The sequence below is a fragment of the Nocardioides sp. Soil777 genome, from assembly GCF_001428425.1.
In the GTDB taxonomy this organism is placed as follows: domain Bacteria; phylum Actinomycetota; class Actinomycetes; order Propionibacteriales; family Nocardioidaceae; genus Nocardioides; species Nocardioides terrigena.
In genome coordinates this window covers 343400-355862 of record NZ_LMSN01000001.1, presented here as the reverse complement: position 1 = coordinate 355862, position 12463 = coordinate 343400, and the positions used below count along the sequence as shown (strand labels likewise).

12 protein-coding genes and 2 tRNA genes are annotated in these 12463 nt (G+C 72.8%); 11 read left to right on the top strand and 3 right to left on the bottom strand.

Annotated elements, in window-relative coordinates; genetic code table 11:
• The first annotated feature begins 104 nt into the window (after positions 1–104).
• Complete coding sequence (locus ASG88_RS01735; RefSeq protein WP_056885664.1) at positions 105–683, top strand: TetR/AcrR family transcriptional regulator C-terminal domain-containing protein; 579 nt, start codon at positions 105–107, stop codon at positions 681–683.
• Here the strand turns inward: ASG88_RS01735 and ASG88_RS01730 are convergent.
• Positions 673–1281, bottom strand: a complete 609-nt coding sequence (locus ASG88_RS01730) for a pentapeptide repeat-containing protein (protein ID WP_056885663.1) — start codon at positions 1279–1281, stop codon at positions 673–675. The two genes, ASG88_RS01735 and ASG88_RS01730, sit on opposite strands and share 11 nt — an antisense overlap.
• Positions 1282–1364: 83 nt before the next feature.
• Between ASG88_RS01730 and ASG88_RS23270 the strand changes: the two genes are divergently transcribed.
• Together ASG88_RS23270 and ASG88_RS01720 are read left to right on the top strand one after the other, a co-directional pair.
• Positions 1365–2006: a sulfotransferase family 2 domain-containing protein gene (locus ASG88_RS23270; protein ID WP_056885662.1), complete on the top strand. Its 642-nt coding sequence runs from the start codon at positions 1365–1367 to the stop codon at positions 2004–2006.
• A gap of 11 nt (positions 2007–2017) precedes the next feature.
• Entirely contained in the window at positions 2018–3526 is a 1509-nt protein-coding gene (locus tag ASG88_RS01720; protein ID WP_056885661.1) for a CYTH and CHAD domain-containing protein, read from the top strand.
• On the opposite strand, the gene ASG88_RS01715 is transcribed toward ASG88_RS01720, so the two are convergent.
• Positions 3516–4385 carry a 3-methyladenine DNA glycosylase gene (locus tag ASG88_RS01715; protein WP_235534678.1) on the bottom strand — a complete coding sequence of 290 codons (870 nt, stop codon included), beginning with the start codon at positions 4383–4385 and terminating at the stop codon, positions 3516–3518. The genes ASG88_RS01720 and ASG88_RS01715 overlap by 11 nt on opposite strands.
• 56 nt (positions 4386–4441) lie before the next feature.
• Between ASG88_RS01715 and ASG88_RS01710 the strand changes: the two genes are divergently transcribed.
• The 8 genes from ASG88_RS01710 (at position 4442) to ASG88_RS01675 (ending at position 11438) form a co-directional block, all read left to right on the top strand.
• Positions 4442–5812, top strand: a complete 1371-nt coding sequence (locus tag ASG88_RS01710) for a pyridoxal phosphate-dependent decarboxylase family protein (protein WP_056885660.1) — start codon at positions 4442–4444, stop codon at positions 5810–5812.
• 9 nt (positions 5813–5821) lie between these two features.
• A complete protein-coding gene (locus ASG88_RS01705; protein ID WP_056885659.1) occupies positions 5822–6631 on the top strand; it encodes a fumarylacetoacetate hydrolase family protein in 810 nt (269 codons plus the stop codon).
• On the top strand, positions 6628–8079 hold the full coding sequence (gltX, locus tag ASG88_RS01700; protein ID WP_056885658.1) for a glutamate--tRNA ligase: 1452 nt from the start codon (positions 6628–6630) through the stop codon (positions 8077–8079). Before ASG88_RS01705 ends, gltX begins: the two co-directional genes overlap by 4 nt.
• Positions 8080–8088: 9 nt before the next feature.
• On the top strand, positions 8089–9039 hold the full coding sequence (locus tag ASG88_RS01695) for a CPBP family intramembrane glutamic endopeptidase (protein ID WP_056885657.1): 951 nt from the start codon (positions 8089–8091) through the stop codon (positions 9037–9039).
• Between the two features lie 54 nt (positions 9040–9093).
• A tRNA-Gln gene (locus ASG88_RS01690) sits at positions 9094–9165 on the top strand.
• An 84-nt stretch (positions 9166–9249) separates the two neighbouring features.
• Positions 9250–9322 (top strand) — tRNA-Glu (locus ASG88_RS01685).
• 126 nt (positions 9323–9448) lie between these two features.
• Positions 9449–10954 carry a DNA-3-methyladenine glycosylase 2 family protein gene (locus tag ASG88_RS01680; protein WP_321163818.1) on the top strand — a complete coding sequence of 502 codons (1506 nt, stop codon included), beginning with the start codon at positions 9449–9451 and terminating at the stop codon, positions 10952–10954.
• Between the two features lies 1 nt (position 10955).
• Positions 10956–11438 carry a methylated-DNA--[protein]-cysteine S-methyltransferase gene (locus ASG88_RS01675; protein WP_056885656.1) on the top strand — a complete coding sequence of 161 codons (483 nt, stop codon included), beginning with the start codon at positions 10956–10958 and terminating at the stop codon, positions 11436–11438.
• 183 nt (positions 11439–11621) lie between these two features.
• On the opposite strand, the gene ASG88_RS01670 is transcribed toward ASG88_RS01675, so the two are convergent.
• A complete protein-coding gene (locus tag ASG88_RS01670; RefSeq protein WP_056885655.1) occupies positions 11622–12344 on the bottom strand; it encodes an IclR family transcriptional regulator in 723 nt (240 codons plus the stop codon).
• Positions 12345–12463: the final 119 nt, after the last annotated feature.

Sequence of the window (12463 nt, the reverse complement as noted above, 5' to 3'; positions counted from 1 at the left end):
ATCCTTCGCGTACCTGAACGGTGGTCAGTTGAACGGCGTTCAGGTTAGGGTGGCGGCACGAACGACGTCAATGCGGTCTCACCGCCGCACGAAGGGGGTCAGCCGTGCGCCACCACCGGGAGGACATCGTCGAGCGGGCCGTGCAGGTGCTCGACGACTACGGGCTCGCCTCGCTGACCATGCGCCGGCTCGGCTCCGAGCTCGGCCTGCAGGCCAGCGCCATCTACCACCACTTCCCCAGCAAGCAGGCCCTGCTCGCCGCGGTCGCCGACGAGGTGCTGGCCCGTGGCCGGCGCCCTCGGGCCGGCGGCGCATGGGACGACCAGCTCGTCGAGGCCTGCTACGAGCTGCGCGACGCGATGCTCGCCTACCGCGACGGCGCCGATCTGGTGCCCACCGTCTACGCCTTCGGGCTGGGCGCGCAGGCGCCGGCCGACGAGCTCGAGGAGATCCTCGCCGCGGCCGGATTCACCGATCCGCTGGTGGGCGTGGGCGCGCGGACTCTGCTGCACTTCGTCTTCGGCCACACCTTCGAGGAGCAGACCGCGCTCCAGGCCGAGAGCGCGGGCGCCATCGACGGGCCTCCGGCCGGCGACCGGGCGTCCGACTTCGACGTCGGGCTCGGGCTGGTGCTCGACGGCCTCGCCGCCCACGCCCCGACGGGACGGCGCGTCAGGGGCTGACGTCGACCTCGGCGCCGTGCAGCTCCGCGAGCAGCACCGCGCCGGACAGGTCCAGCCGCGTCCGGCGCAGCCGGGCCGCGCCGAGGTCGACCCCGTCGAGGGACGCCCCTCGCAGGTCGGCCTGGGTCAGCGTGGCCTCCCTGAGGGTGGCGCGGTCCAGCCTCGCGTCCTTCAGCGAGGCGCCGGTGAGGTCGCTCATCGACAGGTCCGCCTCGCGGAGGTCCACCCCGGAGAGGTCCAGCCGGGCCAGGTTGGTGCCGCGGATGGTCACGCCCTGCCACTGCCCGCCGCGCACCGTCATGGGGCGCATGACGCACTCGGAGAAGACGGTGCCGACCAGCTTGCAGCCGTCCAGCGTGACGTCGAACAGCTTCGTGCGGCGCAGGTCGCACGCGACGAACGCGGTGGAGGTGTGGGTCGACGAGCTGAGCCGGCACCCGTGGAAGGTGCACCTCTCGAAGACGGCGCCCGAGGTGGTGCACTCGCTGAGGTCGACGTCGGTGAACGTGCAGTCGGTGAAGCGGGCGGCGCCCAGGTCCTCGGCGTACCAGTCCTCGTCGCGGAACTCCTGTCCCGCCTCCACCCTCGGCTCAGACATCGACGGCTGCGGGATCCGGAGGGCTGCTCACGAGCGCCACGCTAGCCAACAACCCGCGCCGGGCCCGCCGGTAGGGTCGGGGCGTGATCGCGTCCCATGCCCACCGCTTCATCTTCCTCAAGACTCGCAAGACGGCGGGCACGAGCGTCGAGATCGCGTTGTCCAAGGTCTGCGGCCCGGACGACGTGATCACGCTCATCAGCCCCGAGGACGAGGAGCTGCGCACGGCCGCCGGGGGACGCGGCCCGCAGAACTTCCAGTCGCCGCCGCTGCCGCGCAAGGCGTTCAACCACATGAGCGCCCGGCTGGCCCGTGACGCCCTCGGCCCGGACGCGTGGCGCGACTACTACAAGTTCGCGATCGAGCGGAACCCCTGGGACGCGGTCGTCTCGCTCTACTACTGGAAGTACAAGGACCGCGAGGAGCTCCCCGACTTCGACACCTACGTCGCGGAGGAGTGGATCGAGCAGCTGGCCAACAACCGGCGGATGTACCGCATCCGCGGTCGTCTGGTGGCCGACCGGGTGCTGCGCTACGAGCACCTCGACACCGAGCTCGCCGAGGTCTGGGAGCACCTGGGCCTCCCGGGCGGCCCCGACCTGCCCCGCGCCAAGGGCAACGCCCGCCCCGCCGGTCACTACCGCGAGCTCTACTCCGACGCCTCCCGCGAGCGCGTCGCGCTGGTCTTCGCGGACGCCATCGACGCCTTCGGCTACGAGTTCTGAGCCAGGCTCCGGTGGACGAGCAGCGGGAGGTCGAGCGCAAGTACGACGTGGACCCGGACGCCGTCGTCCCCGACCTGCCGGGAGCGGTCGAGCCGGTCGAGCACGACCTCGTCGCCACCTACTACGACACCCCTGACCTCCGACTGCAGGCCGCGGGGATCACGCTGCGGCGGCGCACGGGCGGGGTCGACGAGGGCTGGCACCTCAAGCTGCCCGGCAAGGACGACGCCCGGGTGGAGGTGCACGCGCCGATCGGGAGTGACGTGGTCCCGCCCCCGCTGCTCGAGCGGGTGCGGGGGCACCTGCGCGACGTCGAGGCGGTGCCCGTGGCCCGCCTGAGCACCCGCAGGTCGGTGCGCCGGATCGTCGAGGACGGCGTGGTCGTGGCCGAGCTGTGCGACGACCGGGTCCGGGCCGAGGCCCTGCCCGTGGTCGCCGGTGAGGGTCTCACCACCGACGCGTGGCGCGAGTGGGAGCTCGAGCTCGTCGAGGGCGGGCGAGCCGTCTTCGGGGCCCTCGACCCGGTGCTGCGGTCCGCCGGGGCGAGCCCTGCCACCCGGGCCTCCAAGGTGGCGCGCATCCTGGCCGACCGATTGCCGGTCGACGGCTGGAGGCGGCACTCGGCGACCGGTGCGACCACGGTCGGGGAGGTCTGCCTCGGCTACCTGGCCGCGCAGCTGGACCGGTTGCTGGAGCAGGACCGGGAGCTCCGGTCCGGCCGCGTCGACGAGCCCGTCCACCAGATCCGGGTGGCGGCCCGGCGGCTCCGGTCCGCCCTCGCGACCTTCCGCCCACTGGTGACGAAGGACGCCGCCGGGACGGCCGACGCCCTGCGTGAGGAGCTGCGCTGGCTGGGCTCCTCGCTGGGTGACGCCCGCGACCTCACGGTGCTGCGGGGTCGCCTCGACGCGCTGCTCAGGGACGACGACCCCACGACGGTGGCGACCCGTCGTCATGTCGACGCGGTGCTCACGGACGATCACCGGGTCGCGCTCGCCGACGCCGCCCGCGTGCTCGACGACGTCCGCTACTTCCGGCTGCTGGACGGCCTCGAGGAGTTCCTCACCGAAGCGCCGTTCACGTCCCGCGCCGAGCGCCCCGCGCGCCGGGCGCTCACCTCGATGCTGCGCGTCGAGGTGAAGCGCTTCCGCCGCCGCGCCCGCAGGGTCGAGCAGGCCCCCGACGAGCCGTCGCAGGACCGCGCCCTGCACGACGTCCGCAAGGCGGCCAAGCGTCTGCGGTACGCCGCCGAGGCCGCGGCGCCCGTCCTGGGCGTCGGGGCCGACGAGCTGGCTGCGCGGGCCGAGGCGGTGCAGGAGGTGCTCGGGGAGCACCAGGACACCGTCGTCTCCCGGGCTGCCCTGGACGACCTGGCGCACCACCGCGACGCGACGGGACCGGTGGGCCTGGGACTGGGCCGCCTGCAGCAGCTCGAGGCCGAGCGGGCCGCCGAGCTCCGGGCCGGGAGCGCCGCCGTCATCGCCGACGCGGCGAGCAGGCCCGGCTGGCTCAGGAAGTGACGCGGCCGAGCCGCTCGCACTCCTCGACGAGCCGTCGCCGCAGGGGAGCACCCCGCTCGGCGAAGGCCCGCTGCTCGCGGACGTACGCCGCCTTGCCCTCGGCCGTCTCGATGCGCACCGGGTCGAAGCCGAGGTCCGCGAGGTCGTACGGCGCGGCCCGCATGTCGAGCTCGCGGATGTCGCGGGCCAGCTCGAAGCACTCGGCGACCAGGTCCGAGCTGATCATCGGCGTGAGCCGGAAGGCGTGCTTGTAGAGGTCCATCCCGGCGTGCAGGCACCCCGGCTGCTCGTACGACGCCCGGTCGTCGCGCCCGGGCTGCATCGTGTTGAGCGGTCGCGCCGGGCCCGTGAAGAATCGGAACGCGTCGAAGTGGGAGCACTGGATGCGGTGCGACTCGACGACGGCGTCGGTGCCCGTCGCCCCGAGCCGCAGCGGCCAGTCGTGGTGCCGCACCTCGTCGGCCGACTGGCCGTAGACCATCGCCCACTCGTGCAGCCCGAAGCACCCCGTGTGGGCCGGGCGCGACTCGGTCGCCCGCAGCAGGTTGGCCAGCCCGCGGAGCAACGTCGCCTGCGACGCGACGTACGCCTCGGTGACGGCGCCGGAGTCGTAGCCCCGCAGCCCGTCGTACTCGGGCGCGTCGGCGAGCCGCACGCCGTACCCGGGGTGCCAGCGCCGCAGCTGGGCCGGGCGCTGGGAGTAGTAGGTGAACAGGAAGTCGTGGACCGGGTGCTTCACCCCACCGGCCCGACGCGACAGGTGCGGACCCACGTGGGCGTCGATCCGCGCGGCGTGGGCCTCGGCGCGGGGGAACCACTCCTCCCGCGCCAGCACCTGCTCCTGCACCACGACCTGCACGCAGGACAGCGTAGGTCGGGCGGTGCCACACTGGGGAACCCACGTGAGGAGCAGCCATGACCGGCACGCCCGAGCACCCGGCGCTGGACCGCGCACACGCCCTTGCGCTGGAGTGGCTGGCCTCGCTCGACGAGCGCCGCGTCCCTCCGTCCGCCACCCCGGAGCAGGTGGCCGCGAGCCTGGGCGCCGACCTCCCGCAGGGCCCGACGGCGCCGGCGGACGTCGTCGACCTCCTGGCGCGGGCCTGCGAGCCCGGACTGACCGCGATGCCGTCGGGACGGTTCTTCGGCTTCGTCATCGGCGGCACCCACCCCGCCGCGCTGGCCGCCGACTGGCTCGTCAGCGCGTGGGACCAGAACGCGGGCCTCCGCTCCCTGACCCCGGCCCACACCGCCGTGGAGGAGATCACCGAGGCCTGGCTGCTGGACCTGCTGGGACTGCCGGGGGAGAGCGCCGTCGGCTTCGTCACGGGCGGCACGATGGCCAACTTCACCTGCCTGGCGGCCGGGCGCGACGAGGTGCTGCGCCGCGCCGGCTGGGACGTGGCCGGCCGCGGACTGGTCGGCTCTCCCGGGGTGCGGGTCGTCGTGGGCGCGGAGCGGCACGACACCGTCGACCTGGCGCTGCGCTACCTGGGCCTGGGGCTCCCCGAGCCGGTCGCTGTGGACGACCAGGGGCGTCTCGACCCCGCGGCCCTGCGGTCCGCGCTGGAGGACCACGACGGCCGACCCCTGGTCGTCGTCCTGCAGGCCGGCAACGTGCACTCGGGCGCCTTCGACCCGTTCGCAGAGGCCATCGCCGTGGCCCACGAGCACGGTGCGTGGGTGCACGTGGACGGCGCCTTCGGGCTCTTCGCCGGCGCCTCGCGCGCGCACCGCCACCTCGTCGACGGAGTCGCGGCCGCCGACTCCTGGGCCACCGACGCGCACAAGACCCTCAACGTCCCCTACGACTGCGGGCTGGCCATCGTCCGCTCCCGTCCGGCCCTCCGCGCCGCGATGGGGATGCACGGCGACTACCTGACCCACGACGAGGCCGGCGAACCGTTCGACAAGGTGCCGGAGATCAGCCGGCGCGGACGCGCCTTCACCGTGTGGGCGGTGCTGCGCGCGCTCGGTCGTGACGGCGTCGCCGACCTCGTCGACGGGCTGTGCGATCGCGCGGCGGACCTCGCCCGGGGCATCGCCGCGATGGAGGGGGGCGAGGTGCTCAACGACGTCGTCTTCACCCAGGTGTGTGCCGCGTTCGGCGACGACGATCGGACCCGCGCGGTGGTCGCGGGCATGCTGGCCGACGGCACGGCCTGGATGACGGGATCGCGGTGGCACGACCGGGCCGTGCTCCGGGTGTCGGTGAGCAACTGGTCGACCGGCGCGGACGACGTGGAGCGCAGCCTCGCCGCGCTCCGGGCGGTGGCCGCCGGATAGGGTCGGGCCGTGCGTATCGCCAGATTCACCACCGGAGACGAGCCCATGTACGGCGTCGTGACGGGCGAGGTCGACGAGTTCGGCCAGCCGTCCGACGACACGGTCGTCGTGGCACTCGCCGGGGACCCCCTGTACGTCGGCGTCAAGCTGCTCGACCAGCAGTACCGGCTCGAGGACGTCCGCCTCCTCGCGCCCGTGCTGCCCCGCAGCAAGGTCGTCGGCATCGGCCGCAACTACGCCGCGCACGCGGCCGAGATGGGCAACGACCTGCCCACCGAGCCGCTCATGTTCCTCAAGCCCAACACCAGCGTCGTCGGGCCGAACGACCCGATCTTCTACCCCCGCCAGACGCAGGACCTGCACTACGAGGGCGAGCTGGCCGTGGTGATCGGCCGCATCTGCCGCGACGTGCCGCCGGAGCAGGCGACCGACGTCATCCACGGCTACACGATCGCCAACGACGTGACCGCACGCGACCTGCAGAAGTCCGACGTGCAGTTCACCCGCGCCAAGGGCTTCGACTCGTTCTGCCCGCTCGGCCCGTGGATCGAGACCGACCTGGACCCGCAGACCTTCATCGACGGCGTCCGGATCCAGACCCACGTCAACGGCGACGTCCGCCAGGACGGCACCACCGCCGACCTGATCTTCGACATTCCGACGCTGATCGCGCACGTGTCCAGCGTCATGACGTTGCTCCCCGGCGACGTGATCCTCACCGGCACCCCCGAGGGCGTCGGTCCCATGGAGGTCGGTGACGAGGTCGAGGTCTCGATCGCCGGCATCGGCACCCTGACCAACAAGGTGGCACAGCGATGAGCACCCCCGTCCGCGTCCGCATGGCCCCGTCCCCGACGGGCAGCCCGCACGTCGGTCTCGCCCGCACGGCCCTCTACAACTGGGCGTTCGCCCGCCACCATGGCGGCACGTTCGTGTTCCGCATCGAGGACACCGACAAGGAGCGCAACACCACCGAGTCCTACGACTCGCTCATCGACCTGATGCAGTGGCTCGGCCTCGACTGGGACGAGGGCCCGCTCAAGGGGGGCGACTTCGGTCCCTACCGCCAGTCCGAGCGCAGCGACGTCTACGCCGACGTGCTCGACCGCCTGCGCGCGTCGTCGTACACCTACGACTGCTTCTGCACCACCGACGAGGTCACCGAGCGCCGCAAGGCCTCGGACTCCAAGGTCATGGGGTACGACGGCTTCTGCCGCGAGCTGACCGACGCACAGGTCGAGGCCTTCCGGGCCGAGGGCCGCGCGCCGGTCGTCCGATTCCGGATGCCCGACGGCGAGATCACCTTCACCGACCTGGTGCGCGGCGACATCACCTTCCGGACCGAGTTCGTCCCCGACTTCGCCCTCGCGCGTGCCAACGGCGACCCGCTCTACACGCTGACCGCACCGGTCGACGACGCCACGATGCGGATCACCCACGTCCTGCGCGGCGAGGACCTGCTCTCCAGCACCCCGCGCCAGGTCGCGCTCTTCGAGGCGTTCAAGGCCATCGGCCTCGCCGAGGAGACGCCGCAGTACGGTCACCTGCCCTACGTCATGGGCCAGGGCAACAAGAAGCTCTCCAAGCGCGACCCCGAGGCGCACATGGAGCTCTACCGCGAGCAGGGCTTCCTCCCCGAGGGGCTGCTCAACTACCTCGCGCTGCTCGGCTGGTCGATCGCCCCGGACCGTGACGTCTTCACCCTCGAGGAGATGGTGCAGGCGTTCGACATCAAGGACGTCAACCCCAACCCGGCGCGCTTCGACCTCAAGAAGGCCGAGGCCATCAACACCTCGCAGCTGCGCCTGCTGCCGCTCGACGAGATCACCGAGCGCTGCCTGCCCTTCCTCGAGAAGGCCGGCGTCCTCGACCCGGCCGACCTGCCCGACCGGCAGCTGCTCGACCAGGCCATGCCGCTGGTGGGGGAGCGCATCAACAAGCTCACCGAGGTCGTCGACATGCTCGGCTTCCTCTTCGTCGACGACGCCGACTTCACCCGCACCGACGAGCTCGACGATGCCGGCCGCGAGGTCGTCGCCGCGTCGTACGACGCCCTCTCGGCCATCGAGCACTGGAGCACCGCCGAGATCGACGAGGCGCTCCGCCGGGCCCTGGTGGAGGAGCGCGGCCTCAAGCCGCGGCACGCCTTCGGCCCCGTGCGGATCGCGGTGACGGGACGGAAGGTCAGCCCGCCGCTCTTCGAGTCGCTCGAGCTGCTGGGCCGTGAGCGCTCGCTGGCCCGCTTGCGCGACGCCATGGCTGCCTGACGGACGTCCGTGCCCGACCAGCGCCCGGAAGAGCTGGGCTACCACCTCGTCCACCGGCTCGGCCGTCAGGGTGCGTGGCGCCCGATCCTGGGCGTCGTGCTGCTCACCCTCGGTGTCTTCGCCCTCGCGCCGCTCCTGTGGCAGCTGCCGTACGTCGTGTGGCTGCTGGCGACCGACCAGCCGGTGGCGGAGGGCGTCAACCGCGTCCTCGACCTGGGTGATCCCACCCCGCTGGGCCTGGCCTACGTCAACCTCGTGCTGGCCACCGCCATCCCGATCACCTGGCTGCTGACCCGGTGGCTGCACGGCCTGCGCCCCGGGTGGCTGTCCTCGGTCGCCGCCCGCATCCGCTGGCGCTTCCTGCTGGCCTGCCTGGGGATCTCCGTGGTGGCGCTGGTCGCGACCGTGGTCGTGAGCATGTTCGTGCCCCAGCAGGGCGGCACCGAGATGGCCACGGAGCCCAACGAGTTCACCCGCACCACCCGCGACTTCCTGCTCGTCGTCCTCCTGCTGACGCCGCTCCAGGCGGCCGGCGAGGAGTTCGCGTTCCGGGGCTACCTGCAGCAGGCCTTCGGCGGTCTCTTCGGCAGCAGGGCGTTCGCGGTCGGGTTCTCCGCGCTGCTCTTCGCGCTCGCGCACGGGCTGGGCCAGAGCTGGCCGATCTTCGTCGACCGGCTGGCCTTCGGCCTGGTCGCGGGCACGCTCGTCATTCTCACCGGCGGCCTCGAGGCGGGCATCGCCATGCACGTGCTCAACAACTTCCTGGCCTTCGGCCTGGCGCTCGCGTTCACCGACATGGCCAGCACCCTGAGCCCGACCGGCGGGTCGTGGTGGAGCCTGCCGGGCACGCTCACCCAGTCGCTCGTCTACCTCGTCCTGGCCACGTGGACCGCCCGCCGGATGGGGTTGTCGGCGACCGTGCGGGGGCCCGTTTTGGAAGCCTCGCGCGGTCCCGTGTAAGGTTTCTTCTCGGTCCGGACGACGCGTCGGAGGGGCCGAAAACCAGTAAGTCAGTGGGATATGGTGTAATTGGCAACACGACTGGTTCTGGTCCAGTTATTCTAGGTTCGAGTCCTAGTATCCCAGCGGAATCCCGGTCTGAGGCCGGGATTTTGGTAGGGGTCGGAGCGGTGGTTATAGTTCCGATCGCTTCGTGAGAAGCAAAAGTTTGCCCCCGTTGTGTAGCGGCCTAGCACGGCGCCCTCTCACGGCGTTAGCGCCGGTTCGAATCCGGTCGGGGGTACAACACAGATGAAGGCCGGTCCCTCCGGGGCCGGCCTTCGTCGTTGCCGGGGCCGCTTCCCGGCACGCCTGCCGCGGTGTCCGATTCCCGCTGGTAACCCGATCGGTCCTCCGCCAGACTCGTCTCGTGAACACCGCGACGCGCATGGCCCTCCTCGACCCGGAGTCCTGCTACCGCGCGGTGAAGAGCAAGGACCGTCGCTTCGACGGGGTGTTCTACACGGCGGTGCGCACGACGGGCATCTACTGCCGCCCGAGCTGCCCGGCCCGCACCCCCGCCCACGCCAACGTGACCTTCCACCCGACCGCCGCCGCCGCCCAGGCGGCCGGCTACCGCGCGTGCAAGCGCTGCCTGCCGGACGCCACCCCGGGCAGTCCCGACTGGGACGTCGCGGCCGACGTGGCCGGGCGGGCGATGCGTCTCATCAGCGACGGCCTCGTCGACCGGGAGGGTGTCGACGGGCTGGCCCGGCGGATCGGCTACACACCGCGCCACCTCGGTCGCCTGCTGACCCAGGAGCTCGGGGCCCCGCCCCTCGCCCTGGCCCGGGCCCGGCGGGCGCAGACGGCACGGGTGCTCATCGAGACGACGTCGATGCCACTCTCGGACGTCGCCTTCGCGGCGGGGTTCTCCAGCATCCGCCAGTTCAACGAGACGGTCCGTGAGGTCTACGCCCTGACGCCCACGGCGCTGCGCGGGCGTCGTACGCGTGCGACCACCCGCGGCGCCGTCGTGATGCGGCTGGCGGTCCGCACCCCGTTCGCCGGTCGCCGCCTCCTCGACTTCCTCGCCTACCACCTCGTCCCGGGCGTGGAGGTCGCCGGGCCGGGCTGGTACGCCCGCACCCTCGACCTCCCGCACGGCCCCGGCACCGTCCGGCTCGAGCTCGCCGACTCGGTCGTGGCGGGGGAGACCGCCTTCGTCACCGCGGAGTTCTCGCTGCGCGACCTGCGCGACACCTCGGCTGCGGTCGAGCGCGTACGCCGCCTGCTCGACGCCGACTGCGACCCGGTGGCGGTCGACGACCACCTCGCCGACGACCCGGTGCTGGGCAGGCTGGTCCGCGCGACCCCGGGCCTGCGCGTCCCCGGCCAGGTCGACGGCGACGAGACGGCGGTGCGCACGGTGATCGGGCAGCAGGTCAGCGTCACGGGGGCCCGCACGGTCACCGGTCGGGTCGTTGCCGAGCACGGGCGTCGCGTCGAGTCGGACATCCCGGGACTGACCCATCTCTTCCCCGACGCCGCGACCCTCGCCCGGATCGATCCCGAGACCCTCCCCATGCCGCGCGCGCGCGGCCGCGCCCTGGTCGGCCTGGCGGCGGCCCTCGCCTCCGGCGACGTCGCGCTGGACCGTGGGCCGGACCGCGACGACGTACGCCGGGCCCTGCTCGAGCTGCCCGGCATCGGGCCGTGGACCGCCGACTACGTCGCGATGCGCGCGCTGGGCCACCCCGACGTCTTCCTGCCGACCGACCTGGCCGTCCGCAACGTGCTGCGCGACCTGGTCCCCGAGTCGGCCGGCCCCGCGGACCCCGAGCAGTGGCGACCGTGGCGCTCCTACGCCCTCATGCACCTGTGGAACACCCTCATGCCCGACACCCCGGCCACGCCGGCACCCAAGGAGACCTGACATGTGGACCGTGATGTCCTCGCCGATCGGCGACCTGCGCATCATCGAGCGCGACGGCGCGATCAGCGCGATCGAGTTCACCCCGTTCCGCCAGCCGCCCGACGGCCGCCCCCTCGGGGCCCGCGGTGACGACCACCCGCTCCTGGCCGAGGCAGTGCGCCAGCTGACGGCGTACTTCGAGCGCGACCTGAAGGAGTTCGACCTCCCGCTGGACCCGCTGGGCAGTGACTTCCAGCGCCGCGTCTGGGACCAGCTGCTCACCATCGGCTACGGCGACACCGCGTCGTACGGCGAGATCGCGGGCCGGCTGGGGATGACCAACGCCGCCTCGCGTGCGGTCGGGCTGGCCAACGGGCGCAACCCGATCCCCATCGTGATCCCGTGCCACCGGGTCATCGGCGCCAACGGCACGCTCACGGGGTACGCCGGAGGGCTGGAGCGCAAGCAGACGCTGCTCTCGCTCGAGCAGGACGCGTTGTTCTGAGGCACGCAGCGACGAGCGAGGAACGAGCTCGTCGCGTGGGCGTGGCCAGATCGAGCAAGCCCCGCGGCCGAGGGGCGAGGTCGCGATGGGCGCGTCGAGATCTACGCGCGGGTCGGCGACTGGCGAACATCGTCCTGCTCAGGACGGGAGGATGTTCCCCGATCGCGCGGGCGTGACCCGGACCTACTCGGCGGCGGCCCGGCGCAGCGACTCCGAGAGCCGCTCGGCCGCGGCGAGCACGGCCGGGGCGTGCATGCGGCCGGGCTGGCGCGAGAGCCGCTCGAGCGGACCGGAGACGGAGACGGCGGCGATGATCTTGCCACCGGGGGAGCGGACCGGGGCGGAGACCGAGGCCACGCCCTGCTCGCGCTCGCCGATCGACTGGGCCCAGCCGCGGCGACGGATCCCCGACAGGGCGGTGGCGGAGAAGGCGGCGTTCTGCAGGCCACGGTGCATGCGCTCGGGGTCCTCCCACGCGAGCAGCACCTGCGCCGCTGAGCCCGCGCGCATGGTGAGCTGGGACCCCACGGGGATCGTGTCTCGCAGGCCGGAGGGCCGCTCGGCAGCGGCGACGCACACGCGGTGCTCGCCCTGACGACGCCAGAGCTGGGCGGACTCGCCGGTGATGTCGCGCAGGCGGGCGAGCACGGGCCCTGCTGCGGCGAGCAGCCGGTCCTCGCCGGCGGCCGCGGACAGCTCGGCGAGGCGGGGGCCGAGGACGAAGCGGCCCTGCATGTCGCGGGCCACGAGACGGTGGTGCTCCAGGGCGACCGCGAGGCGGTGGGCGGTGGGCCGGGCGAGGCCGGTGCCGGCGACGAGACCGGCGAGGGTGGCGGGGCCCGACTCCAGGGCCGAGAGCACGAGGGCCGCCTTGTCGAGCACGCCGACTCCGCTAGAGTTGTCCATATGGCAATACTGCCGTCTCAGATCATGGGATGCAAGCGGTAGTGTCGGAGACCACCAGCGAGGACCATCCACGCGTCGGCGCGACATCCGCGGGACGCGATCACCACGAAGGAGAGATC